25 protein-coding genes are annotated in these 24,175 nt (G+C 72.9%); 13 read left to right on the forward strand and 12 right to left on the reverse strand.

Annotated features, from left to right (window positions below):
• Positions 1 to 288: 288 nt before the first annotated feature.
• The 3 genes from DSM104329_RS24855 to DSM104329_RS24865 are packed head-to-tail and all read left to right on the forward strand — an operon-like array spanning position 289 to position 2,661.
• A complete protein-coding gene (locus DSM104329_RS24855; protein ID WP_259312550.1) occupies positions 289 to 618 on the forward strand; it encodes a DUF1330 domain-containing protein in 330 nt (109 codons plus the stop codon).
• Positions 619 to 624: 6 nt separating this feature from the next.
• Positions 625 to 1,062: a DUF488 domain-containing protein gene (locus DSM104329_RS24860; protein ID WP_259312551.1), complete on the forward strand. Its 438-nt coding sequence runs from the start codon at positions 625 to 627 to the stop codon at positions 1,060 to 1,062.
• A gap of 54 nt (positions 1,063 to 1,116) precedes the next feature.
• A complete protein-coding gene (locus DSM104329_RS24865; RefSeq protein WP_259312552.1) occupies positions 1,117 to 2,661 on the forward strand; it encodes a Na+/H+ antiporter in 1,545 nt (514 codons plus the stop codon).
• Between the two features lie 16 nt (positions 2,662 to 2,677).
• Here the strand turns inward: DSM104329_RS24865 and DSM104329_RS24870 are convergent, their stop codons facing one another.
• On the reverse strand, positions 2,678 to 3,100 hold the full coding sequence (locus DSM104329_RS24870) for a PRC-barrel domain-containing protein (RefSeq protein ID WP_326924463.1): 423 nt from the start codon (positions 3,098 to 3,100) through the stop codon (positions 2,678 to 2,680).
• Between DSM104329_RS24870 and DSM104329_RS24875 the strand changes: the two genes are divergently transcribed.
• Both DSM104329_RS24875 and DSM104329_RS24880 read left to right on the forward strand, forming a co-directional pair.
• The gene (locus DSM104329_RS24875; RefSeq protein WP_259312554.1) at positions 3,094 to 3,966 is read left to right on the forward strand and encodes a PHP domain-containing protein; all 873 of its coding nucleotides are present in this window, start codon (positions 3,094 to 3,096) and stop codon (positions 3,964 to 3,966) included. The two genes, DSM104329_RS24870 and DSM104329_RS24875, sit on opposite strands and share 7 nt — an antisense overlap.
• A 28-nt stretch (positions 3,967 to 3,994) precedes the next feature.
• On the forward strand, positions 3,995 to 4,810 hold the full coding sequence (locus DSM104329_RS24880) for an undecaprenyl-diphosphate phosphatase (protein WP_259312555.1): 816 nt from the start codon (positions 3,995 to 3,997) through the stop codon (positions 4,808 to 4,810).
• A 23-nt stretch (positions 4,811 to 4,833) separates the two neighbouring features.
• Here DSM104329_RS24880 and DSM104329_RS24885 read toward each other — a convergent pair whose 3' ends face one another.
• From DSM104329_RS24885 to DSM104329_RS24895, 3 genes are read right to left on the reverse strand one after another with little or no spacing between them, the layout of a single operon-like run.
• Positions 4,834 to 6,186: an FAD-binding oxidoreductase gene (locus DSM104329_RS24885; protein WP_259312556.1), complete on the reverse strand. Its 1,353-nt coding sequence runs from the start codon at positions 6,184 to 6,186 to the stop codon at positions 4,834 to 4,836.
• 55 nt (positions 6,187 to 6,241) lie between these two features.
• A complete protein-coding gene (locus DSM104329_RS24890; protein ID WP_259312557.1) occupies positions 6,242 to 7,348 on the reverse strand; it encodes a hypothetical protein in 1,107 nt (368 codons plus the stop codon).
• A gap of 33 nt (positions 7,349 to 7,381) precedes the next feature.
• Positions 7,382 to 7,888 (reverse strand): VIT1/CCC1 transporter family protein, encoded by a 507-nt coding sequence (locus DSM104329_RS24895; protein ID WP_259312558.1) that lies wholly within the window; start codon positions 7,886 to 7,888, stop codon positions 7,382 to 7,384.
• 86 nt (positions 7,889 to 7,974) lie between these two features.
• Here DSM104329_RS24895 and tmk point away from each other — a divergent pair, with 86 nt between their 5' ends.
• Positions 7,975 to 8,574 carry a dTMP kinase gene (tmk, locus tag DSM104329_RS24900; protein WP_259312559.1) on the forward strand — a complete coding sequence of 200 codons (600 nt, stop codon included), beginning with the start codon at positions 7,975 to 7,977 and terminating at the stop codon, positions 8,572 to 8,574.
• Positions 8,575 to 8,585: 11 nt separating this feature from the next.
• Positions 8,586 to 9,455 carry an alpha/beta fold hydrolase gene (locus DSM104329_RS24905; RefSeq protein WP_259312560.1) on the forward strand — a complete coding sequence of 290 codons (870 nt, stop codon included), beginning with the start codon at positions 8,586 to 8,588 and terminating at the stop codon, positions 9,453 to 9,455.
• Here DSM104329_RS24905 and DSM104329_RS24910 read toward each other — a convergent pair.
• Entirely contained in the window at positions 9,452 to 9,847 is a 396-nt protein-coding gene (locus DSM104329_RS24910) for a (R)-mandelonitrile lyase (RefSeq protein ID WP_259312561.1), read from the reverse strand. The genes DSM104329_RS24905 and DSM104329_RS24910 overlap by 4 nt on opposite strands.
• Before the next feature lie 160 nt (positions 9,848 to 10,007).
• Here DSM104329_RS24910 and DSM104329_RS24915 point away from each other — a divergent pair, with 160 nt between their 5' ends.
• Positions 10,008 to 10,478, forward strand: a complete 471-nt coding sequence (locus DSM104329_RS24915; RefSeq protein ID WP_259312562.1) for a hypothetical protein — start codon at positions 10,008 to 10,010, stop codon at positions 10,476 to 10,478.
• A gap of 10 nt (positions 10,479 to 10,488) precedes the next feature.
• Here DSM104329_RS24915 and DSM104329_RS24920 read toward each other — a convergent pair whose 3' ends face one another.
• Positions 10,489 to 10,923: a TIGR03668 family PPOX class F420-dependent oxidoreductase gene (locus DSM104329_RS24920; protein ID WP_259312563.1), complete on the reverse strand. Its 435-nt coding sequence runs from the start codon at positions 10,921 to 10,923 to the stop codon at positions 10,489 to 10,491.
• A complete protein-coding gene (locus tag DSM104329_RS24925) occupies positions 10,920 to 11,756 on the reverse strand; it encodes an LLM class F420-dependent oxidoreductase (protein WP_259312564.1) in 837 nt (278 codons plus the stop codon). Before DSM104329_RS24925 ends, DSM104329_RS24920 begins: the two co-directional genes overlap by 4 nt.
• Positions 11,757 to 11,936: 180 nt before the next feature.
• Between DSM104329_RS24925 and DSM104329_RS24930 the strand changes: the two genes are divergently transcribed.
• Positions 11,937 to 14,831 carry a vitamin B12-dependent ribonucleotide reductase gene (locus tag DSM104329_RS24930; protein WP_259312565.1) on the forward strand — a complete coding sequence of 965 codons (2,895 nt, stop codon included), beginning with the start codon at positions 11,937 to 11,939 and terminating at the stop codon, positions 14,829 to 14,831.
• A gap of 51 nt (positions 14,832 to 14,882) precedes the next feature.
• On the opposite strand, the gene DSM104329_RS24935 is transcribed toward DSM104329_RS24930, so the two are convergent.
• Positions 14,883 to 15,185 (reverse strand): hypothetical protein, encoded by a 303-nt coding sequence (locus tag DSM104329_RS24935; RefSeq protein WP_259312566.1) that lies wholly within the window; start codon positions 15,183 to 15,185, stop codon positions 14,883 to 14,885.
• A 133-nt stretch (positions 15,186 to 15,318) separates the two neighbouring features.
• Here DSM104329_RS24935 and DSM104329_RS24940 point away from each other — a divergent pair, with 133 nt between their 5' ends.
• Together DSM104329_RS24940 and DSM104329_RS24945 are read left to right on the forward strand one after the other, a co-directional pair.
• On the forward strand, positions 15,319 to 15,912 hold the full coding sequence (locus tag DSM104329_RS24940; protein WP_259312567.1) for a dihydrofolate reductase family protein: 594 nt from the start codon (positions 15,319 to 15,321) through the stop codon (positions 15,910 to 15,912).
• A 42-nt stretch (positions 15,913 to 15,954) separates the two neighbouring features.
• On the forward strand, positions 15,955 to 17,520 hold the full coding sequence (locus DSM104329_RS24945; RefSeq protein ID WP_259312568.1) for a DUF853 domain-containing protein: 1,566 nt from the start codon (positions 15,955 to 15,957) through the stop codon (positions 17,518 to 17,520).
• Positions 17,521 to 17,529: 9 nt separating this feature from the next.
• Here DSM104329_RS24945 and DSM104329_RS24950 read toward each other — a convergent pair whose 3' ends face one another.
• The 3 genes from DSM104329_RS24950 to DSM104329_RS24960 all read right to left on the reverse strand — a co-directional run bounded on the left by DSM104329_RS24950 (position 17,530) and on the right by DSM104329_RS24960 (position 19,687).
• Positions 17,530 to 18,120, reverse strand: coding sequence for a carboxymuconolactone decarboxylase family protein (locus DSM104329_RS24950; protein WP_259312569.1), 591 nt, complete (start codon positions 18,118 to 18,120; stop codon positions 17,530 to 17,532).
• A 101-nt stretch (positions 18,121 to 18,221) separates the two neighbouring features.
• Positions 18,222 to 18,371, reverse strand: coding sequence for a hypothetical protein (locus DSM104329_RS24955; protein ID WP_259312570.1), 150 nt, complete (start codon positions 18,369 to 18,371; stop codon positions 18,222 to 18,224).
• Positions 18,372 to 18,478: 107 nt separating this feature from the next.
• Complete coding sequence (locus tag DSM104329_RS24960; RefSeq protein WP_259312571.1) at positions 18,479 to 19,687, reverse strand: hypothetical protein; 1,209 nt, start codon at positions 19,685 to 19,687, stop codon at positions 18,479 to 18,481.
• 257 nt (positions 19,688 to 19,944) lie between these two features.
• Here DSM104329_RS24960 and DSM104329_RS24965 point away from each other — a divergent pair, with 257 nt between their 5' ends.
• The gene (locus tag DSM104329_RS24965; RefSeq protein ID WP_259312572.1) at positions 19,945 to 21,597 is read left to right on the forward strand and encodes a tetratricopeptide repeat protein; all 1,653 of its coding nucleotides are present in this window, start codon (positions 19,945 to 19,947) and stop codon (positions 21,595 to 21,597) included.
• Positions 21,598 to 21,627: 30 nt separating this feature from the next.
• Here the strand turns inward: DSM104329_RS24965 and DSM104329_RS24970 are convergent, their stop codons facing one another.
• Positions 21,628 to 22,539: a LysR family transcriptional regulator gene (locus DSM104329_RS24970; RefSeq protein WP_259312573.1), complete on the reverse strand. Its 912-nt coding sequence runs from the start codon at positions 22,537 to 22,539 to the stop codon at positions 21,628 to 21,630.
• A gap of 86 nt (positions 22,540 to 22,625) precedes the next feature.
• Here DSM104329_RS24970 and DSM104329_RS24975 point away from each other — a divergent pair, with 86 nt between their 5' ends.
• Entirely contained in the window at positions 22,626 to 24,173 is a 1,548-nt protein-coding gene (locus DSM104329_RS24975) for a 4Fe-4S dicluster domain-containing protein (RefSeq protein WP_259312574.1), read from the forward strand.
• Positions 24,174 to 24,175: the final 2 nt, after the last annotated feature.

The raw sequence follows: 24,175 nt of genomic DNA on the forward strand, positions 1-24,175 counted from the left end.
AGCCCGGACGCTCGTGTCCGTAGATCGCCTCCCGGGCTGACCCGACGGGCTCGGAGCGACGCTACCGCCCACGCGGGCGGCAATGCAACAAACGCGAGAGGGCCGGCCGCGCTTGCGGCCGCCTCTCGTCTTCGGACCCTGGCTTCCGAGGTTCGCTCAGCAGCCCGCTCGTCCCGCCCGCCACCGGTGAGCCCACCACGGCGGTCAGCGCGCTGATGGAGCGGCTGGCGAGGCGGTCCGCGATCCTCTCCATTGGCGTCAGGAGACCGCGGTGGGTACCGTCGATCCATGCCGCTCTACGCGCTCAACCTCTTCGACCTCGCCGACAACGACGACTACCGCGCCTACTCGCGCCGGTCGCTCGACGCGGTGCGCAAGTACGGCGGCACGGTCGCCGCGATGGGCGCGCTCGACACCGACGCGACGCCGACGCCCGGCGACACCGCGCCGCGGCAGGTGATGATCCTCGTCGAGTGGCCGGACCGCGCCGCCTTCGACGGCTTCCTCGCCGACCCTGGCCACGAGGACCTGCACCCGCTGCGCGAGAACGGCACGGACAACTACCTGTGGTGGGCGTACGACAAGCTCGAGGACCTGCGCCCGCTGCTCAAGCGCTGATCGCCGGTGCCGGCGATCTTCACCATCGGCTACGAGAAGCTGCTGCCCCAGGAGCTCGTCGCCGAGCTGGAGGCCGCGGGCGTGAAGCGCGTGATCGACGTGCGCTTCCGGCCGCAGTCCCGCCGCGCCGGGATGTCGAAGACGCGCCTCGGCGAGCGGCTCGCCGATCACCGGATCGCGTATGAGCACCGGCGCGAGCTCGGCACGCCGGCCGACATCCGCCCGCTCTTTCACCAGGGCCGGCTCGCGGAGGCCGCGGCCGCCTACCACGCGCACGTCGAGGCCAACGCGCCGCACGCGCTCGACGCGCTGGCCGCCGAGCTCGACGACGCAGCGCCCACCGCGCTGCTGTGCCTCGAGGCCGAGCCGGAAGGCTGTCACCGCCGCGTGATCACCCGCGCGCTGCAGCAGCGCCGCGCGGATCTCGCCGTCATCGACCTCTGAGCGGTCCCGCCGGCGCTCCGCCTCAGCCGCTCGCTCACCGGGTAGACCGCATGGGTGCCCCGAGCCGAGTTCCTCGTCGCCCTCCTCGTCGCGGTCGCGTTCCTCGCCCGCCTCGCTGGGCGCCTGAACGTGCCGTATCCCGTGCTGCTGGTGCTCGGCGGCCTCCTCCTGGCCGCCATCCCCGGGTTGCCGCGGGTGGAGCTCGACCCGGACCTCGTCTTCGTCATCTTCCTGCCGCCGCTGCTGATGCACGCGGCGTTCATGACCTCGCCGCGCGAGCTGCGCCGCGAGTGGCGCTCGATCGGCCTGCTGGCCGTCGGGCTCGTGCTGCTCACGATGGTCGCGGTCGCCGTGGTCGCCCACGAGGTGACGAACCTGTCCTGGGCGGAGGCGTTCGTCCTCGGCGCCGTCGTCGGGCCGACCGACCCCGTGGCGGCGACGAGCCTGTTCCGCCGCCTCGGCCTCCCCGACCGGCTCACGACGATCCTCGAGGGCGAGTCGCTGACGAACGACGGGACCGCGCTCGTCGCCCTGCGCGTGGCGATCGGCGCAACGACCGCCGCCGGCTTCAGCCTGCTCGACGCGACGTGGCAGTTCTTCGGCGCGGCGATCGGCGGCATCCTCGTCGGCATCGTCGCCGGGGTGATCGTCACGCGGGTGCGCCGCCACATCGACGACCCGCCGGTGGAGATCACCCTCTCGCTCTTCACCGCCTACTTCGCCTACCTGCCGGCGGAGGAGATCGGCGCGTCGGGCGTCCTGGCCGCGGTGACCGTCGGGCTCTTCCTCGCCTGGCAGTCGCCCACCGGCCTGTTCCAGCCGACGAGCCGGCTGCAGGCGATGGCGTTCTGGGACGTCCTCATCTTCCTGCTGAACTCGCTGCTGTTCATCCTCGTCGGCCTGCAGCTGCGCCTCGTGCTCGACGAGCTCGGCGACCGGAGCGCCGGCGCGGTCGTGGGGGCGGCGGCCGCCGTCGCCGCGACGGTGATCCTCACGCGGTTGGGTTGGATGCTGTTCGTCCCACGGCTCACCCTCCTCGCGTCACGCTCGGAGCGCACCCCGTTCGCCGAGCGGTTCCTGCTCGGCTGGAGCGGCATGCGCGGGGCGGTGTCGATGGCCGCCGCGTTGTCGATCCCGCTCCATGTCGCCGGACGACCGCTCATCATCTTCCTGACCTTCGTGACCATCCTCGCCACGCTCGTCGGGCAGGGCCTGACGCTGCCCGCGCTCACCCGCCGGCTCGTGGCGCCCCAGCCGAGCGACGACCACGCCGAGGTGCAGGCGCGCGAGGCGGCGGCGCGAGCCGCGCTCGACGAGCTCGACCGTGCGGCGGGCGAGAACGGGACCCCGGAGGAGGCGGTCGACTACGTGCGCCGCCGCTACGAGCTGCGGCTGCGCCACCTCGGCGCCGACGAGGACCAGCACACCCTCCCCGCCGTGCGCGCGCTGCAACGCCGCCTCGTCGAGTCCGAACGCCAGACGATCGAGCGCATGCACGCCGAGGAGCACATCGACCAGGCGACGGTCCGGCGCCTCGAGCGCGAGCTCGACCTCCAGGAGGAGCGTTGGAGCGAACTTGAGGAGTCAAGTCTCAGTTGACGGTTGCCCGGCCGCCTCAGCTCGCCGTCGCGGCACTCGCGCCGCGGCGGCGCGGCAGGCCGGTCAGCCCGTAGTGGCGGTACAGCAGGGAGCGGAACGACCCGCGCTGCCAGGCGTCGCGGCCGGTCGCGCGCGGCGCGCTCGTGACGTCGCTGCGCTCGATCGGCATCCACAACCGTGAGTCGCCCGGGACGACGTCGCGGACGGGGACCAGCGTGTGCCGGCGCGTGAAGCGTCCCATGGCCACGAGGATCCAGGTGAGGGTCGTCTCGGGGTCGATGAACACCTCCTCGACGGTGCCGATCCGCACGCCGTGCTGATCGTCGACGCGGTGCCCGATCCATTCTCGATGACGCTGGGAGACAACCATGGTGACGGTGCGGATTCCCGCTCGGGCGCTCCTCTGAACTCGAAGATGTAAGGCTGCGGGGCGTGTCATCTCCTACGTTCGACCTCCAGTCGCATTCGACCTTCTCCGATGGCGAGCTGCCGCCGGCGCACGTCATCGCCTTCGCCGCCGAGGCCGGCGTCGAGCTGCTCGCGCTCTCCGACCACGACACCGTGGAGGGCGTCGACGAGGCGGTGGGCGCCGCGCGCTCGCACGGGATCGCGCTCGTGCCCGCGGTCGAGATCTCCGCGCCGGACGGCGCGCACCCCGACATCCACGTCCTGGGCTACGGCATCGACCACCGGGACGAGGCGCTGCTCGAGCGGCTGACGGCATACCGCGCCGACCGCGACGGGCGCGCGGACCGGATGATCGCCAAGCTGCGCGAGCGGGGCTTCGAACTCGACGAGACCCCGCTCGAGCGCCGGCAGGCGTCGGGCAAGCCGATCGGGCGCCCACACATCGCGACCGCGGTGTTCGAGCATCCGGCCAACCGCGAGCGGCTCGAGGCCGAGGGCCTGACCGACATGACCCAGACGCTCGTCGCCTACCTCATCGAGGGCGCCCCCGCGTTCGCCGGGCGGACGATCCCGACGGTCGAGGACGCCATCGGGGTCATTCACGCCGCCGGCGGCGTGGCGGTGTGGGCGCATCCGTTCTGGGATGTCAAGGACCCGGAGGAAGTGCTCGCCACGATCGACCGTTACGTGGGCTATGGACTCGACGGCATCGAAGCGTTCTACGTCGCGCACACGGCCGAGCAGACGGCGCTCGTCGCCGACCGCGCGGAGGACCTCGACCTGCTCACCACCGGCTCGGCCGACTACCACGGCCCCGACCACCGCCACTTCTCGAAGTTCCGCGACTTCGACCTGTGCGGACGCGTGCCGAGGCTCGGGCCCATCGATATCCGTTGACAGGGCGCTGCACTAGCCTCTCCGCGCCATGAGCGCCTTCGAGGCCATCGTCCTCGGCCTCGTCCAGGGCCTGACCGAGTTCCTGCCGATCTCGTCGAGCGGGCACATCCGCATCGTCTCGGCGTTCTTCGGCTGGGAGGATCCGGGAGCGGCGTTCACCGCGGTGATCCAGCTCGGGACGATGGCCGCGGTGCTCATCTACTTCCGGCGCGATCTGTGGAAGATCGCGCGCGCGTGGCTGAGCGAGCTGCGCCTGCCGTACGCGAAGCGCAGCCATGAGGCGAACCTCGGCTGGTTCATCATTCTCGGCACGATCCCGATCGCGATCATCGGCGTCGCGCTGTCGAGCCAGATCGAGGAGGGCGCCCGCTCGCTGAAGCTGATCGGCGCCGCCCTGATCCTGTTCTCGCTCGTGATGCTGTGGGCGGACCGGACCGCCACGCGCGAGCGCGACATCGAGACGCTCAACGTGCGCGACGGCATGTTCATCGGCGTCGCGCAGGCGCTCGCGCTCATCCCGGGGGTGTCGCGGTCGGGCGCGACGATCTCCGCCGGCCTCGTGCGCGGGTTCGACCGTGCGGCGGCCGCGCGCTACTCCTTCCTGCTGTCGGTCCCCGCCGTGGTGATCAGCGGGCTGTTCGAGCTGCGCCACATCGGCGAGAAGGGCGGCGCCTCGGCGGGCGCGACGGCGATCGCCACCATCCTGGCGTTCGTCAGCGGCTACGCGGCGATCGCCTGGCTGCTGAAGTACCTGACGACGCACAACCTGACGATCTTCATCGTCTACCGGATCGTGCTCGGCGTGGTCGTGCTGGGCCTGGTGGCGGCCGGCGCCATCAGCTGACGCCGGCCGCTTCGAGCGGCCGCTCAGACGATGGCGTGGCTGGTGAGGAAGCGGCGCTGCGGATCCCAGCGCCGACGCGTCCGCACGAGGCGGGCGTAGGCGGCCGCCTCGTGCACGTCGGTGGCCGGGCCGTCCTGGTCGACGAAGTTCAGCGTCTGGCGACCGGTGGACCAGGGCCGCAGCGTCTCGACGATCGTGTCGGCGCGAGCCGGGATGGCCTCGGCGAGCTCGGGCGTGGCCGGCACGCCGACGCCGTAGAACACGAACGCGCCGGGGATCGCGCCCGTGACGCCCGCGCCCGCCGGAGCCTGCGCGACCGCGCCGCCGAGCTGGCGCAGCTCGGCCATGAGCAGCGGGGAGCCCGAGCCCTCGCCGGTGACCGTGAGGAACGCATCGAGCGCCGCGTCGTCGAGCTCGCCGAGCGTGGACGTGCCCGACAGGCAGGGCAGCGGCGGCTCCGGGTCGCCGTGCACGCGCAGCGCCGCCGCCGCGGGCATCACGGTCCACGCGTCGATGATCGGTGGCGCGGCCGCGCGCAGCGGCGCGAGCAGCTCGGCTCCGGTCTGCTGGTCGACGAGCGCGATGCCGTCGACGGCGGCCACCGTCCGCCCGCGCACCGGCTCGGGGACCTCCGGGACCGGCGGCAGGGCGAGGATGCGGAACGAGGTGGTCACCGCGTCGGGCGCCGTCTCGCACCAGTCGCGCCAGGCACGCAGGACCGCCGGGGCGTCGTGGACGTCGTAGAACGCGATGCCGGCGTACACGGTCTCGATGGGCTGCAGATCGAGCTCGATCGCGGTGACGACGCCGAAGCCCCCACCGCCGCCGCGCAGCGCCCAGAACAGGTCCGGGTCGCGCTCGGCGTCGACGCGGCGCAGCTCGGCCTCGGCGGTGACCAGCTCGATGGCGGTGACGTGGTTGGAGGCGACGCCGTAGCGACGCGCGTAGAAGCTCAGCCCGCCGCCGAGCAGGTAGCCGACGACGCCGACGTTCGGCGACGAGCCGTGCAGGCACGCCAGCCCGTGCGGCGCGGCGGCCTCGACGACGTGCTCCCACAGCGCACCGGCCTTCACGCGGGCGCGGCGGGCGGCGACGTCGATCTCGATGGAGTCGTGCAGCTCGGTGCGCAGCAGCAGCGAGCGCTCGAGGGACGGGACGGCGACGGCGCGGTGGCCGGTGCCCTGGACGGCGACGGTGAGCTCGTGCTCGGCGGCGTAGGCGACCGCGGCGCGCACCTCCTCGGCGGTGGTCGCGGTGACGATCGCGGCGGGCCGCTGGTCGGCGGCGAGGTTCCAGCCGCGGCGCTGCTCGTCATAGGTGGCGTCGCCAGGCGTGACGACGGTGGGCAGGGTCTCGGCGAGGGGGCTCGTGGTCATGGCGCGCATGCTCTCGGCGGGGAGCGTGCGCGTCCATCCCACATTTGTGGGCGATTCAGCGCAACGCGGCGGCGAGGCGATACGCGAGCGCCTCGAAGGCGAGCTCCTCGGTCACGTTGAGGCTCAGGCGCATGCGCGTGTCGTCGACGAGGTCGACGCCCGCGCGCAGCTTCGCGGCGGCCCGGCCCTCCGCGTCCGCGGCGAGCTGTTCGCGGCGGTCGGTGTTGTGGACGACCTCCGGCACGCCGTCGGCGATGCAGGCCAGGTCGCGCAGCCACAGGCCGGTCAGCTGCAGCCCGAGGTCCAGCGCCGCAGTCTTCGCTCGCCGGTGGGCCCGTTTGCCGCGCTCGGCGCCCTCGCGCTCCACGCGCTTGCGGTCGCGCTGGGCCGCGTACTCGAGCTCGCCGCTGGTCCGTCCCTCGACCTCCGCCGCCGCCTGCTCGCCCGCCGCGGCCGCCTGGGCGAGCAGCGCAGCCCACGGCTTGCCGGCCGGCTCCGCGCTCAGCGCGGCGCGGACGAAGCGCTCGGCGGCGTCGCGCATCGCAGGACCGGTGCCGAGCGCCAGCGCGAGCGCGGTGTCGCCGTCGCCGAGCGCGAGGCGGGCGCACGCCGCGGCGGTCTCGGGCGCGACGCCGTGGCGCTCGAGCCGCGCGGCGAGGGCCTCCGGCGGGCGGGCGTCGAAGCGCACGAGCTGGCAGCGCGAGGCGATGGTCGGCAGCACCTCGCCCGGCCGGTCGGTCAGCAGGACGAGGTGGGCGAAGTCGGGCGGCTCCTCGAGCGTCTTGAGCATGCGGTTGGCCGCCTGGTCGTTCATGGTGTCCGCGCGCTCGATGACGAAGACGCGACGCTGCGCCTCGAACGGGGTGCGCGTGGCGGCCGCGACGACGGGCTCGTCGATGTCGGAGACGAGCATCTCGGCGGCGCCGCTGGGCGCGACCCAGGTGAGGTCGGGGTGCGCGCCGGAGCGCACCCTGGCCGCGGCGCCGGCCGGGTCGGCGGCGCCGTCGGCGAGCAGCGCTGCGGCCAGCTCGCGCGCGACCTCGCGCTTGCCGCTGCCGGCCGGGCCGTGGAAGAGGTAGGCGTGGCTGGCGTGCCCGTCCGGCGGGAGCGCGGGGGTGAGCACGGCGCGCGCGTGCGGGTGGTCCTCGGTGCCGGGCAGCATCCCCCGGGGATGCTAGATGGCGCGGTCCGCCGATCAGGCGTGGCCGATGGCGAACCCGACGGCCGCGACGATCGCACCGCCGAGCGTCACCTGCACGAGCGACAGCCGCATCGACACGTCGAGGTAGCGCTTGCGCACCCACGCGATGGCGAGCAGTTCGATGGCCACGACGACGTACGCGATCGCCAGCGCGGTGCCGACGTCGGAGATCAGGAACGGAAGGGCGTGGAACGCACCGCCCACGAACGTGGCGCCGCCGGTGATGACGCCGCGCTGGATGGCGTCGCCGCGACCCGTGATCTCGCCGTCGTCGGACAGCGCCTCGGACAGGCCCATGCTGATCGCGGCGCCCAGGGCGGCCGCGAGCCCGACGAGCAGCGCCGCGCGCGAGCCCGAGACGTACGCCGCGGCGAAGATCGGCGCAAGGGTGGAGATCGTCCCGTCGATGAGGCCGATCAGGCCGGGCTGCACCACCTGCAGCAGGCGCTGGCGCTCGTCCGAGCGCCGCCAGTGCGCAATGGAGAGGGCGAGGGTCGTCATGGGCGAGCAATCTAGCACGCTATTGCAAGCGATTTGCAATAAGGAGTCCCTAATAAGGGCGCCCGAAGACGTAGGCTCCGGCCGCCATGGCGCTCATCACCATCGAGGGCATCGACGGTGCCGGGAAGTCGACGCTCGCCGCAGCGCTCGCCCGCGAGATCCCCGGCGCCGTGCTGCTGCGCGAGCCGGGCGGCGTCGCGTTGTCGGAGCGCCTGCGCGAGGTCGTCAAGGACCCGGCGCTGACCGTCGGCCCGCGTGCCGAGGCCCTGATCTACGCGGCCGCGCGCGCCCAGCTCGTCGAGGAGGCGGTGCGCCCGGCGATCGAGCGCGGCGGCACCGTGCTGCTCGACCGCTTCGTCGACTCGTCGCTCGCCTACCAGGGGGCCGGACGAGGCCTGGGCGTCGACGCGGTGCGGGCGATCAACGAGTTCGCCACGGGCGGCCTGCGGCCCGACCGGACGCTGCTGCTGCGCGTCGACCCAGCAGTGGGCCGGGCACGCGCCGCCGGGCGCGGGGAGGCGCCGGACCGCCTCGAGCGTGAGGCCGACGCGTTCTTCGCCGCGATCGCCGCCGCCTACGACGAGCTGGCCGCCGGCGATCGCGAGCGCTTCGTCGTGCTCGACGCCGCCGCGCCGCCCGACCGGATCCTGGCGGACGCGTTGCGCGCGCTGGGCCGCACGCCATAGGTTCGCCCGCCATGGACTCCCCTCCGCCCGAGCTCGTCGACACCGCCGAAGGCCCGATCGAAGTGGGCCGCCGGGGCAGCGGCCCGCCCGTCCTGCTCGTCCACGGGACGCCGGGCGGCTCGGACTCGTCGCTCGCGATGGGGCGCTTCCTCGTCGACGCGGGCTTCGAGCTCATCGCGCCCTCGCGGCCCGGCTACCTCACGACGCCGCTCGACGGGCGCGAGTCGATCGACGCCCAGGCCGACCTGCTCGCGGCGCTGCTCGACGCGCTCGGCCACGATCGCGCCGGCATCGTGACCTGGTCGGGCGGCGGCCCCAGCGGCTACCGGCTCGCCGTGCGCCACCCCGAGCGGGTGAGCGCGCTCGTCCCGTTCGCCGCCGTCAGCCACGACTACCACGTCGCCGACGAGGACCTCGAGTCGGAGCTGCTGAGGACGCGGCCGGGCACCTGGGCCCTGCGCTTCCTCGCCGACCATGCGCCGAAGTCGGCGATCGCCCAGACGCTGAAGGCCGAGGGCGACCTGACCAGGCAGGAGCTCAAGGCGCTCGTCGAGGAGGTCGTCGACGACGAGGCGCAGCGCGACGTCGTGCTGACGATGGTCCACGTGGTCGGCGACTACGAGCACCGCCGCGCGGGGATGGACAACGACTTCGCGCGGTTCGCGGAGATCGAGACGCTGGAGCTCGAGCGCATCAGCGCGCCGACGCTCGTCGTCAACGGCGACGCGGACACCGACGTGGTGCCCGAGTACAGCGACCACGCGGCGGCGACCATCCCGGGAGCGCAGCGGCTCATCATGGCGCGCGGCACGCACCTGTGCCTGTTCGCCCACCCGGAGGCGGCGCGGGCGCAGGCGCGGGTCGTCGCGCACCTGCGCTAGCCGGAGTAGTCGTCGTCGGTGACGTGCTCGAGCCAGTGCGCGGCGTAGCCCTCGCCGTCGGCCTCCTGCATCGCGAGGTGGGTCATGAAGTTCTCCGGCGCCGCGCCGTGCCAGTGCTCCTCGCCGGGCTCGAAGCGGACGGTGTCGCCGGCCCGGATCTCCTCGACCGGGCCGCCGCGCCGCTGCGCCCGGCCCACCCCCTCGATCACGTGGATGACCTGCCCGAGCGGGTGCGTGTGCCAGGCGGTGCGCGCGGCCGGGGTGAAGTGGACGCTGAGCGCCTGCATGCGCGAGGGCGGCACGTTGGCGGCGATCGGGTCGATCCAGACGTCGCCGGTGAACCAGTCGGCGGGGCCGCGGACGGTGGCCTGGCGTGAGCGGGTGATCTCCATGGGGCGATCCTCCTACGGGCGGGGGTCGATGACGAGGCCGGAGGGGCCGTGAACGGCCTAAATGTCTGCTCGAGCCGCTCGACGCCGTGCCCGGCGCGCGCCGGCGCCGGCGCCGCGGCGGGCCGCCGGCCGTCCGTCCGCGGCTACGCTCTGGCGCTTCATGCGACGCCTCCTCCGCGCCGTCATGCTCGCGGCGGCCGCCGGCGCTCTGGCGCTGGGGGCCGCGGTCCCCGCGTGGGGCCAGACGACGCCTGCCCCGCCGACGACGGTCCCGCCGACCCCGACGCTGCCCGTCGATCCGGCGCTGCCCAGCGTGCCGACGACGAGCTCGGCGGCGCCGCCCACGACGACCGGCTCGACGTCCACCGGCCAGGCGACGACGAGCACGACCGCCGCGGCGCCCGCGTCGGACCCGGGCTCGGGCTCGGGCGACGGGCCGCCGGCCTGGCTCGTCGGGCTGATCGTCCTCGGCGCGCTCGCGGTCCTCGTCGTGCTGCTGTGGGCGCTCGCCCGGCTGACGGCGTGGGAGCCCCGGTGGCTGCCCTCCGCGCGCCACTCGATCGGCGAGGCGGGCTACCGCACGAGCGCGGGCTGGGCCGAGTTCCGCGACTGGCTGCGCTTCCGCCGCTGACCGCGCCGGTTCAGCGCGCGCGCCAGCCGGTCCAGCGCTCGACGTCGATGGCCAGGACGGGTCCGGTGGGCGGCGTGGCGGCGTACTGCTCGTAGCGCGCGGCGAGCAGGGCCACCGCGTGCTGCGCCTCGGGCTCGTCCGGTTCGATCACGCGGCCGTGGCCGTCGGCGCGCACCCACCACAGCGCGGTCCAGTCGTGCTCGTAGTGGTCGGCGAGCAGCGCCACCCGGGGGTTGGCCCGGACGTTGTCCAGGCGCCGCAGCTTCGTCGTGCGCTTCGGCTTGGCGTCGACCGCGGAGTAGACCGTCCCGCCGCCGTCGCGCGACGCCTCACGGTCGAGCGCGAACACCATCGGCACGAGGTGAGGCGCGCCGTTGGGCCCGACCGTGGCCAGCCGTGCCACGCGGGCGCCGGCGAACATTCGGCATGCCTCGTCGGCGGTCACGCTTCCCCGTTGCACTCGGCGACCGCGGCCTCCCAGCGCTCGAGCGCCTGCTCGACCGGGCCGCGCGACGCCGACGGCAGCCAGCGCACGACCCGCGTGATCCCGGCCTCGCGGAAGCGCTCGAGCACCTCGGCCTTGGCCGGCACGCTGATGACCTGGACCTCGATCGGCCGGTCGGCCCGCGCGCGCAGCTCCTCGGCGCGGCGGATCAGGTCGCCGGGATCGCTGAAGTTCGGAAACCAGACGTCGCCGTAGGCGAGCACGCGGTCCAGGACGGTCGGGCCCTCGCCGCCCACGAGGATCGGCGGGTGCGGCCTCTGGACCGGCTTGGGCCACGACCAGATGCGCTCGAACTCGACGAACGTGCCGTGGTAGCTGGCCTCGTCCTGGGTCCAGATCGCCTTCATCGCCTCGACCCGCTCGCGCATGAGCGCCATGCGCGTTCGCGGGTCTGTGCCGTGGTTGCGCAGCTCCTCGCGGTTCCAGCCGGCGCCGACGCCGAACTCGAAGCGCCCGCCCGACAGCCGGTCGAGGCTGGCGACCTCCTTGGCCGTCACGATCGGGTCGCGCTCGGTGACGAGGCAGATGCCGCTGCCGATCCGCAGGCGGCTCGTCGCGGCGGCGGCGGCGGTGAGCGCGACGAAGAGGTCATAGCAGTGCCAGTACTTGCGCGGGAGCGGTTTGCCGGCGGGCCACGGCGTCTCCCGGCTGGCCGGGATGTGGGTGTGCTCGGCGAAGAACAGCGACTCGTGGCCGCGCTCCTCGACGAGCTTGGCGACGGCGCCCGGGTCGAGCGCGGTGTGGGTCGGGAAGAAGCCGATGCCGAAGTCCATGGAAGCTAAAATGACAGGTGGATGCGGGGTCTTCGCAGTGGGCCCGCCGCCGGTGCGCTGTTCCGTCCGAGCCCAGGTGCACCCTAGACAGCCCGCGCACCGCCACCGAGCACCGCGCCCCGTCGAGGCAGACGACGAGATTTACCTGCATCCGCATCGTTTTCCGGGAGGACCAGCATCATGACGGACACCAGCGCACACACCCCACTCGCCACCGACTTCCAGGCGGGTGAGGCGCTGCGCGTCCGGCGGCTGTTCACGACCTCCGGCGCCCACCCGTTCGACACGGTCGAATGGGAGCTGCGCGACGCGCGCATCGGCCACGGCGACAAGGTCGCCTTCGAGCAGCGCGACGTCGAGTTCCCGGCGTCGTGGTCGCAGAACTCCACGAACATCGTCTCCCAGAAGTACTTCCGCGGCCAGCTCGACTCGCCGACCCGCGAGCGCTCGGTCAAGCAGATGATCTCCCGCGTCGCGGGGACGATCGCCGACTGGGGCCGTTCGCGCGGCTACTTCGCCACCGCGGAGGACGGCGACGCCTTCGAGGCCGAGCTGACCTACATCCTGCTGCACCAGATGGCGGCGTTCAACAGCCCCGTCTGGTTCAACGTCGGGTTCGAGGAGAACCCTCAGTGCTCAGCGTGCTTCATCCTTTCCGTGGACGACACGATGGAGTCGATCCTCGAGTGGAACACCAAGGAGGGCAAGATCTTCCGCGGCGGCTCGGGGTCCGGCATCAACCTGTCGAAGATCCGCGGGTCGAAGGAGCCGCTGAGCAAGGGCGGCACCGCCTCGGGCCCCGTGTCCTTCATGCGCGGCGCCGATGCGTGGGCCGGCACGATCAAGTCCGGCGGCAAGACGCGCCGCGCGGCGAAGATGGTCGTCCTCGACGTCGACCACCCGGACATCGTCGACTTCATCGAGTGCAAGGCGCGCGAGGAGGACAAGGCCGAGGCGCTCGCGCGCGCGGGCTTCGACATGTCGATCGACGGCGACGGCTTCACCTCGATCCAGTACCAGAACGCGAACAACTCGGTGCGGGTCACCGAGGAGTTCATGCGTGCGGTCGAGGCCGGCGGCGACTGGAGCACCGTCGCCCGCCAGACCGGTGAGATCGTCCAGACCATGCCCGCGCGCGAGGTCATGTCGAAGATCGCCGAGGCCGCGTGGCGCTGCGCCGACCCGGGCGTCCAGTACGACACGACGATCAACCAGTGGCACACATGTCCTCAGAGCGGTCGAATTAATGCGAGTAATCCCTGCTCCGAATATATGCACGTGGACGACTCGGCCTGCAACCTCGCGTCGCTGAACCTCATGAAGTTCCGCCGGCCGGACGGCTCGTTCGACGTCGGCCGCTTCGAGCACGCCGTCGACATCATGTTCCTGGCGCAGGAGATCGTCGTCGGGCCGTCGAGCTACCCGACCGAGGAGATCGGCGCCAACGCCCGGGCCTTCCGCCAGCTCGGCATGGGCTATGCCAACCTGGGCGCGTACCTGATGAGCAACGGCATGCCCTACGACTCCGACGAGGGTCGCGGGACGGCCGCCGCCGTCACCGCGCTGATGACGGGCCGGGCGTACCTCGGGTCGGCGCGGATCGCCGCGGCGATCGGGCCGTACGAGCGCTACGAGGAGAACCGCGAGCCGCACAACGGCGTCATGCGGATGCACCGCGACGCGTCGTACGCGATCCCGGACCGCTACTGCGGCGACGGCGACCTGCTCGCGGCCGCGCGGCGGTCGTGGGACGAGGCGGTCGCCGCGGGCGACGCGCACGGCTACCGCAACGCACAGGCGACGGTGCTCGCGCCGACCGGGACGATCTCGTTCCTCATGGACTGCGACACGACCGGCGTCGAGCCCGACTTCTCGCTCGTGAAGTACAAGGAGCTCGTCGGCGGCGGCCAGATGACGATCGTCAACCGCACGATCCCGATGGCGCTGCGCACGCTCGGCTACGGCGAGGAGGCCATCGAGCAGATCGAGGCCTACATCAACGAACACGGCACGATCGTCGGCGCCCCGGGCCTCGACCCGGCGCACCTGCCGGTGTTCGACGTGGCGGTCGGCGAGCGCGCGATCTCGCACATGGGCCACATCAAGATGATGGGCGCGGTCCAGCCGTTCATCTCGGGCGCGATCTCCAAGACGGTGAACATGCCCCACGAGGTGACGTCGGACGACATCGCCGACGCCTACATCCAGGCGTGGCGGCTCGGCGTCAAGGCGCTGGCCATCTACCGCGACGGCTCGAAGACCGCGCAGGCGCTGCGCACCGATGCGCAGATGGGCAAGGACGAGCCGGTCACGGTGATCGAGGGCTACTCGCAGGAGCAGCTCGACGAGGCGGTCGCCAACGCGGTGAGCAAGGTTCGCGCCGAGATGGGGCCCGCCCGGCGCAAGATGCCGCGCGAGCGCAAGTCGATCACGCACAAGTTCTCGCTCGGCGGCCACGAGGGCTACATCACGGCCGGCATGTACGAGGACGGGACGGTCGGCGAGATCTTCCTGACCGACATCGGCAAGGAGGGATCGACCCTGCGAGGGATGATGAACTCCTTCGCCACGGCGATTTCGATCGCGCTCCAGTACGGCGTGCCGCTCGAGACGCTCGTCGAGAAGTTCGCCTACATGCGCTTCGAGCCGGAGGGGATCACGCAGAACCCGGAGATCCCGTTCGCGAAGTCGATGCCCGACTACATCATGCGCTGGCTGGCCTCGCGGTTCTGCGACACCGACATCCAGGAGGACCTCGGCATCCTCACCCCGGCCGTCCGGGCGCGCAAGTCCGCCCAGGACGCCGCGCTGAGCATGGAGTCCGACACCGCCGGCCCGCACGGCAGCGACGACGGCTCCCCCTCCGCGAGCGCCACCGCAACCCCCGCCAACCCGGCCGGCACCGCGGCCGGCCAGCCGGCGGCCGCCGCGATGACCGACACCCCGCCCGTCGTCCCCGCCCGCCTGATGGGCCTGGACCTCGGACCGGCATGCAGCCAGTGCGGCGGCATGATGCAGCGCACGGGCTCGTGCTACACGTGCTCGAGCTGCGGCAACAACACCGGCTGCGGCTGAGGCACGCACCGGCATGCGCGGTCGGGGAGCGCCTCGGCGCCCCCGACCCGCTCATCGTGGAGCGCTCAGCGACGGTCGTCGGCTGCGGGCCTGTGGGGCGGCGGCGGCCTCGACGAGCGCGGTCACGAGCCGCACCGCATCCAATCGAGCGATGCCCTGGGCGGAGAGGGAACGCCAGGTCGAGAAGGCGAGCGCGTGGCGCACCGCCGCCACGAGCAGTTGTCGTCTGCGGCCGCGGGCCTGACGGCCCACGGTGAGGACCTCCGCCGCGTCTTCGAGGTACGCGTTCAGCGGGGCCACGGCGTCGTGGGCGAAGTCGACGAGCTCGGCGTCGCGGAGGACGTTGCTGAACATCGGCTCGTTGCGCCCGTAGTACGCGTAGAGGTCGTCGAGAGCGCGTTCGAGTCGCGGCGCCGAGCGATGAGTTCGGCCGGTGCCGCCGGTCTACTGGTCGACCACACGGCAGCACGACCGAGAAGGGGCCGCAATGCAGATCCTCGTCACCGACTTCATGACGCTCGACGGCGTCGTCCAGGCGCCCGGTGGGCCCGAGGAGGACACCGAGGGTGGGTTCGCCCACGGCGGATGGTCGATGAAGTACTTCGACGACGAGGTCATGGGCCCCGTCATCTTCGAGAGCCTTCAGAGCGCGGACGCGCTGCTGTTCGGCCGGCGCACCTGGGCGGGCATGGCCGCGGCCTGGCCGGACCGCGCGGGTGACCCGTACGCCGACCGGATGAACTCGATCGACAAGTACGTGGCGTCCCGGACGCTGACGCAGGACGACCTGACGTGGTCGAACTCGGAGCTGCTGGACCCCGGCGACGCGCTCGGCGCCATCCGCAGGCTGCGCGAGCGCGAGGGCGGCAGCATCCAGATGTGGGGCAGCTCGTCCCTGACCCGCCAGCTCGTCGAGCACGATCTCGTCGACGAGTACCTGCTGTTCATCGAGCCCCTCCTGCTCGGCGGCGGCAAGCGCGCGTTCCCCGACGACGGCCGCGCGCGGCCGCTCGAGCTGGTGTCGGCCCAGACCGCCGGCACCGGCGTGCTGGTCTGCAGATACCGGCCGGTGCGCGACTGACCCGCCCGGCGCCGCCCGCGTCTGGCAGTCTTCGCGCCGGCGATGGGAGGCGAGCACGTTGACTTCGGGCAGGCGATCGCCGCGGCGTACGCGACCGATGGGCCGGCGATCGAGCTCGGCAAGGGCATGCATGACGGCGCGCTCGCACCGGCGGCCGCCGTCCGCATCCCGCTGAAGATGATGAACCGCCACGGACTCGTGGCGGGGGCGACGGGCACCGGCAAGACGAAGACGCTGCAGCTGATCGCCGAACAGCTGTCGGCGGCCGGCGTGCCGGTGTTCGTCGCGGACATGAAGGGCGACCTGTCCGGGCTGGGCGCCCCCGGCGCCGCCGAGGGCTCGGGGCCGGACCGCGCCGCGCAGCTCGGCGAGCCGTTCGTGCCGACGGCGTTCCCGGTCGAGTACCTGACGCTCGGCGGCATCGGCGCCGGCGTCCCGGTGCGCTCGACCGTCTCGGACTTCGGCCCGCGGCTGCTGGGCAAGGTGCTCGATGCCAACGAGACGCAGGACCAGAGCCTCGGGCTGGTGTTCCGCTACGCGGACGACAAGGGCCTGGCGCTGCTCGACCTCGCCGACCTGCGCGCGCTGCTCACGTTCCTGTCCTCGCCCGAGGGTAAGGCGGAGCTCAAGGGGATCGGCGGCCTCTCGTCGCAGACGGTCGGCGTGCTCCTGCGCGCGCTCGTCGTGCTGGAGGACGGCGGCGGCAACGAGCTGTTCGGCGAGCCCCAGTTCGAGATCGCGGACCTCCTGCGCACGGCGCCCGACGGGCGCGGCATCGTCTCGTGCCTGGAGCTCCCGGCCGTGCAGGACAAGCCGAAGCTGTTCTCGACCGCGCTCATGTGGCTGCTCGCGGAGCTCTTCGAGCAGCTGCCCGAGGTCGGCGACCTCGACGAGCCCAAGCTCGTGTTCTTCTTCGACGAGGCGCACCTGCTGTTCGACGACGCCTCCGAGGCGTTCCTCGACTCGGTGGCGCAGACGGTGCGGCTGATCCGCTCCAAGGGCGTCGGCGTGTTCTTCGTCACCCAGACGCCGAAGGACGTGCCGGCCGATGTCCTCGCGCAACTCGGCAACCGCGTCCAGCATGCGCTTCGCGCGTACACGCCCGACGACGCGAAGGCGCTGAGGGCGACCGTGTCGACGTTTCCCAAGTCCGGCTTCTACGACCTCGAGGAGCTGCTGACCCAGCTCGCCATCGGCGAGGCGGCGGTGACGATCCTCTCGGAGACCGGCGTCCCGACGCCCGTCGTCCACACGAAGCTGCGTGCCCCCGCGTCGCGGATGGCGCCGGCCGACGACATCGCGCGCTCCGCGCAAGCCTCGCCGCTGTACGGGAAGTACGGCACCCGAGTCGACCGCGAGAGCGCGCGGGAGCTCCTTGCGCGGCGGCTCGAACAGACGCCGGCGGCCGGCGACGAGCCGACCGGGCCGGCCGAGCACCCGCCGCGCGGGCGGTCGCCGCGCGCGAAGCCGAAGCCGAAGCGCACGCCCCACCCCGCCGACCCCGTGGAGACCGACCCGATCGCCGACTTCCTTCGCTCGCGCCAGGGCCAGGCGGTGCAGCGCCAGGTCGTGCGCGGGCTGTTCGGCCTGCTGCGCAAGTCGTTGTAGCTCACCGCATCAGCCGCCGGCGATCGGCCGCCCGACCGTCAGCGTCTCGCGCAGCTCGGGGTCGAGCTCGCGGTAGTGCGCGTCCGGGGCCGCGCCGAGCCCATCCAGCGCCTTGCTGAAGAAGCACCGCGCCGCGGCGGCGGCGATCACGTCGAAGATCTCCGCGTCCGACAGCCCGAGCGCCCGCAGCCGCTCGACGTCGGCCTCCGTGACCGAGGTCGCGTCGCCGGCGACCTTCTCGGCGAGGTCCATGACGGCGACGTCGACCTCGTCGAGCCCCGCGGCATGGTGGTCGGCCACCACCGCACGCACCTCGTCGGGCGCCATGAACCGGTCCGCGAGCACGGACCCGTGGGCGAGCGTGCAGTAGCTCGACCGCAGCGTGCGCGCGGCCGCGACCGTCGCCAGCTCGTAGCGGCGCAGATCCATCCCGGCCTTGATCGCGCCGTTGAGCTGGCGCCAGGCGGCGTAGACCTCCGGCCGGAGCGAGAACGCCCTGGCGAAGTTCGGCACGAAGCCGAACGCTGCGCGATCGGCCTCGTAGAGGTCGGCGACGGCGTCGCGCGCCTCGTCCTCGGCGACCGTCGTGATGAACGTCATATGCCCCTCCTCAGGCGATCCGGCGGCCCAACACCCGGCGGCCATCAGACCACTCGCGGCGCGCCCGGTCAACCGGTTCGCGGCCGGCCCGAGGCGCGCGCTCAGGCGAGCTGGGCGGCGACGATCTGCCAGCCGGACCCGCCCTCTGTGCGCTCGAAGGACTGGCGGCACAGCGGGCAGTAGGCGCGAGCGAGCGGGGACGCGGCCGGATCGCGGGCGAGGTCGGCACCGTCAGCGGCGTCGGAGACCATCAGCTTTCCGCGGCAATCCCCGCTTGGGCAGGGTTCGAACGTCATGGCGTCGCCTTCTTTGGAGGTGGACCCCTCGCCTCCCCCGGGGACGGGCCGGTCAAACCCCTCTAGAGACCCGGCGGGTGGCGGGCGACGAACCCGGCGCTGCTGCGCTGCGCCCGCGTCCACCGCGTGCCGCCCGACGACAGCGCGCTCGTGTCGAAGCGCCAGCCCGCCACCACCATGTAGGCGTGGCCGGCGTTCGCGTAGACGGTGATCCAGCGGCCCGGCCCGGCCTCGCCCCAGCTCATGAAGCCCGTCGAGTTCAGCGGCGAGGACACGAGCCCCGCGGCCGCCAGCGCATAGCTGACCGAACCGGAGCAGTCGTAGGCGCTGGCCTGGAACGAGGCGTGGCCGCCGCCGTAGGAGTACGGCAGCCCGGAGATCGCGTTGCCCGCGGCGATGACGAGCTGCACCGCCTCGGGCGCGCCGGCGGGGGCCTGGGCCATGCCGCCCGGGTCGGTCGGGATCGCGCCGTTGACGTCGGGCGCGGCGGCGCGGGCCTGCGCGAGCCGGCGCTGCGCCGCGCGCAGCGCCCGCGCCTGGCGGTCGCGCAGCGAGGCGAGCTCGGAACGCACGCCGTCGAGCTCGGCCTGCTTGCTCGCGCGCCCGCGCAGCAGCTCGGCTCGGCGGGTCAGGATCGCGGTCTCGACGGCGGCCGCGGCGTTGCGGTCCTTGACCGCGTCGGCGGTCAGCTTCTGGTTGCGCGCCTGCAGCCGGTTGAGGCGGCGCGCCTGGACGACGACCTCGGAGCGCGTCGTCTTCGTCGTGTCGAGGATCTCCGCGTTGTGCTTGGCGACGCGGCGCAGGAACTCCATCCGCTCGAGCAGGTCGCTGAAGCCGCGGGCGTTGAGCAGGACGGATGTGAGGTCCGCGTGCTCGCTCATGTAGTCGGCGCGGAGGTTCTGGGCGAGAGCGGCGGACGCGCGGCGGTACTTGTTCTCGAGGGCCGTCAACCGGACCCGGGCCCGGGTGAGCTCGGTGACGACGCGCCGCAGCTCGGCCTGATGCGAGGCGGCGCGCGCCTGCAGCTCGGCGAGGCGCGCCTGGGCGCGGGCGAGGCCATCGTTCGTCGCGGCGATGCGCGCGGACTCGGCGGCGACGGCGTCCCTGAGCCGCTGCTCCTCGCCCTTGGTCGAGGCGATGCGGCTGCTGAGGTCGCCGCGCGCCGTCGTGCGCCCGCCGAGGAGCGCGAGCGCGCAGGCGGCGAGCACGGCAAGGGCGATCCACGCGCGGCGGCGCGATCTCGGGTGGGTCTGGGCGGCGGCGTCGTCCACAGCAGGCGGGAGCCGCGGAGAAACGCTGACGCGAGGCCCCGGCGGCGGTCGGCGACGCTAGCACCGCTCGTCGGCATTCGACCCGCAATTCCGGCCCTTGCACGGGATCCTGCAAGCGCCGGGTCGCGATCTGGACCCATCGGACGCAGAGGCGCTGGTGCTGGGCGCGCGTCCAGACCTGCCGTAGCGTATTGGTGAGCCTCGGGGCGGCCTGCCGCGACGGCACCGAACGGGACCATGATCGTGGAACGGGAACGATGACCGACTACTTCGACCTCGGCGACTACGGGCGCGGGACGTCGACCTCCTCGCCCGACGCCCAGCGCTGGTTCGATCGCGGGCTCGTGTGGAGCTACGCCTTCAACCACGGGGAGGCGATCCGCTGCTTCGAGGCGGCGCTCGAGCACGACCCCACGTTCGCGCTGGCGCACTGGGGCGTGGCGTACGCCGCCGGCCCGAACTACAACAAGCCGTGGGAGGCGTTCGACGAGACCGACCTCGCGGCCTCGCTGACCCGGGCGCACCGCGCGCTCGGCCGCGCGCGCGAGCTCCAGGCCGGCGCCTCGCCGGTCGAGCGGGATCTGATCGCGGCGCTGTCGCGGCGTTACGCCGAGGACGACCCAGCGGGCGACCTCGACGGCTGGTGCGCCGACTACGCGGAGGCGATGCGCGGCATCCGCGAGCGCTATCCCGACGACCTCGACGTCGCCACGCTCTGCGCGGAGGCGCTGATGAACCTGACGGCCTGGGCGCTCTGGGACCAGTCGACCGGCGAGCCCGCGGAGGGCTCGTGCACCGTCGAGGCGCGGGCGATCCTCGAGCGGGCGCGCCAGCTGCCCGGCGGGCGCACGCATCCCGGGGTGCTGCACATGTACCTGCACCTGATGGAGATGTCGCCGGCGCCCGAGCTCGCGCTGGAGGCGGCCGACGACCTGCGCGGCCTGGTACCGGACGCCGGCCACCTCGAGCACATGCCGACGCACATCGACATCCTCTGCGGTGACTACCGGCGTACCGTGGAGTCCAACACGCGGGCCATCGCCGCCGACGAGAAGTACTTCGCCCGCTCCGGCGGCCTCGAGTTCTACTCGCTGTACCGCTGCCACGACTTCCACTTCAAGATCTACGGCGCCATGTTCCTGGGGCAGTCGCGGGTCGCTCTCGAGACCGCCGACGCGCTCGCCGCCGCCCTGCCCGAGGCGCTCCTGCGCGTCGAGGTCCCGCCGATGGCGGACTGGCTCGAGGGCTTCTACTCGATGAAGAACCACGTGCTGATCCGCTTCGGCCGCTGGCAGGACATCCTCGACCTCGAGCTGCCGTCCGACCAGGATCTCTACTGCGTCACGACCGCGATGACGCGCTACGCCAGGGGCGTGGCGCTGGCGGCGACGGGCCGCGTCGACGAGGCCCGCGCGGAGCGCGAGCGCTTTGCCGACGCGGTCGCGCGCGTGCCGGAGTCGCGCACGATCTTCAACAACACCTGCGTCGACATCCTCGCCGTCGCGAGCGCGATGCTCGACGGCGAGATCGCCTACCGCGCCGGGCACCACGACGAGGCCTTCGGCCACCTGCGCCGGTCGATCGAGCTCGACGACGGACTGCCCTACGACGAGCCGTGGGGCTGGATGCAGCCCACCCGGCACGCCTACGGCGCGCTGCTGCTCGAACAGGGGCGCGTCGAGGAGGCTGAGGCGGTCTACCAGGCCGACCTCGGCCTCGACGACACCCTTGCGCGCGCGTGCCACCACCCGAACAACGTGTGGAGCCTGCACGGCTACCACGAGTGCCTGGTGCGACTCGGGAAGGCGGGCGAGGCGCGGATCGTCAAGCAGCAGCTCGACATCGCCGCCGCCTACGCGGACATTCCCGTCAAGGCGTCCTGCGCGTGCCGGCTCACGGCCGTCGCCTGAGCCGCCGCGCCGGCGCCGGCGCCGGGATCGTCAGCCGCCGCCCATCGCCCGGGCACTGAGGAACGTCCAGAACCGGCGTGCGACGGGAGTCACCGCCCGGTTGCGCAGCCGCACGGCGCGCAGCTCGCGCCAGAGATCGGCGCCGCTGACCGACAGCGCCGTGAGGGTGTCCTCTTCGGCCGGCTCGACGGCGAGCCGTGAGACGAGCGTGAAGCCGCCGTCGAGCACGGCGCGCTTGAGGCTCTGCGTGCTCGCCGCCTCGAGGCTGGGCACGAGGGTGACGCCCGCTTCGGCCAGGGCCGCCTCGGCGACCGCCCGCGTGCCCGACCCCTGTTCGCGGGTGAGGTAGGGCTCGCGGGCCAGCTCGCGCGCGTGCACGGGGCGCTCGCGGCGCGCCCAGGGATGGCCGATCGCGACGACGGCGACGATCTCGTCGCGCAGGAGGACGAGCGTGTCGAAGTCGTCGAGCGGGTCGGCGCCTTCCACGAAGCCGAGGTCGACGTCCCCCGCGCGCAGCTCCGCGAGGACCGCGGGGGAGTTGGCGACGTCGAGCTCGACCCGTCCGCGGCCGTCGGCGACGCGGAACGCCGCGAGCCACCCCGGGACGACGAACTCGCCGAGGGTCTGGCTCGCCGCCAGCCGCAACGGCGCCTCCGCGCCGGCGCCGTGGTCGGCGATCACCCGTTCCACCGCCGCGAGCGCGGCGAGGGCGTGCTTGGCCTCCGGATACAGCAGGCGCCCGAGCTCCGTCGGCGTCACACCCAGCCGGCTGCGCACCAGCAGTGGCGCGCCGGCTCGCCGCTCGAGCGCGGCGATGCGCTTCGTCGCCGCCGACTGCGTGAGGTTGAGCGCCTCCGCGGCACCGCGGACGGTCCCGGTCTCGACGGCGGCGGTGAACGCGGCGAGCTCGGCGCCGGGCAGTCGCGGATCGGTGTTCGCCACCACTCGAGCCTAGTCATTCCTGGCGGGAATGCCTGACGCCGGATCCGACTGGTTGCCGCCGCAATCGACCGTGATGATCGACGGCGATGGCGGTCGACACGAGCACGGGCACGGGCACGAAGCGTCAGTACGGGTTCGCCATCGATCACCGGTCGTGCATCGGCTGTCATGCGTGCACCGTGGCGTGCAAGACCGAGCACGGCGTCGAGCTCGGCGTGTTCCGGACGTGGGTGAAGTACATCGAGCGGGGCGAGTTCCCGGACACGCGCCGGTATTTCTCGGTGCTGCGCTGTAACCACTGCACCGATGCGCCGTGCGTGCAGATCTGTCCGGTCAAGGCGCTGACCAAGCGCGAGGACGGGATTGTCGACTTCGATGCGGACCGGTGCATCGGCTGCAAGGCGTGTTTGAACGCGTGCCCGTATGACGCGCTGTACATCGATCCGCAGTCGAACACGGCGCACAAGTGCAACTTCTGCGCGCACCGGGTCGACACGGGCATGAAGCCGGCCTGCGAGGTGGTGTGTCCGACGAAGGCGATCGTGTCCGGCGATCTCAACGATCCGGTGTCGGAGATCAGCCGGCTGCTCGCGGTCGTGCCGGCACAGGTCCGCGCGCCCGAGCAGGGCACCGGGCCGAACGTCTTCTATCTCGGCGCCGACGAGGCGTCGCTGGACCCGTTGCAGGTGGGCGGCGGCGACGGCTACCTCTACAGCGAGGTTCCCGACTCCCAGCGCGAGAAGCTCGCGCCGCTGACGGAGGAGGCGACCGCCACGGCGATGCACGACATCGGCCACTCCGCGCCGTGGGGCTGGCGGGTTTCGAGCTACTTCTTGTCGAAGGGCATCGCCGCGGGCGCGATGATGCTGGCCGCGCTGCTGCTGGTCGTGGGCGTCGACTCCTCCGCGCTCGGCGATGTGGTGCCCGGGCTGCTGGCGCTGGCGGGGATCGCCGTCACCGGCCTGTTCTTGGTGTGGGATCTCAAGCAGCCCAAGCGCGCGATCTACCTGTTCACGCGCCCGCAGTGGCGATCGTGGCTGGCGCTGGGCGCGCAGTGCATCAACGTCGCGGCGGTCGTCGCGTTCGCGTTCACCGTCGCTGCGCTGCTCGGGGCCGACAGTGTGCGCGACGCGCTGGCGTGGGCGATGATCCCGGCCGGCGCGCTGCTGGCGGGCTACACGGCGTTTCTCTTCAACCAGTGCGAGGGCCGGGATCTGTGGCAGAGCCCGCTGCTGCTACCGCACACGCTCGTCAACGCGGCCGTGGCCGGCGCCGGAGCGCTCGGCATCGTGGCGCTCTTCGTCGACGCGCCCTCTGCGGCGACGCGCGCGCTGGCCTGGGCGCTGCTGGCCGCCGCCGCGTGCAGCGCGATCATCGGCGCGCTGGACATCTTCGGGCGCCACCAGACCAAGCAGGCCGAGCGCGCGGCGACCAACCTCTGGCGTGACCTGTACGCGCGTCGCTTCTGGGCCGGTGTCGTGGCCGCCACCGTGCTGCCGTGCGTGCTGGCCGCGGTGTACCTCGTGGCCGGGGGGGCCCTGGTGCTCGCGGCCGGCGGCCTGGTGGCGCTGGTCGGACTGTGGCTCTACGAGGACGCCTGGGTGCGGGCCGGCCAGAGCGTGCCGCTGAGCTGACC

Source organism: Capillimicrobium parvum, from assembly GCF_021172045.1.
GTDB lineage: Bacteria > Actinomycetota > Thermoleophilia > Solirubrobacterales > Solirubrobacteraceae > Capillimicrobium > Capillimicrobium parvum.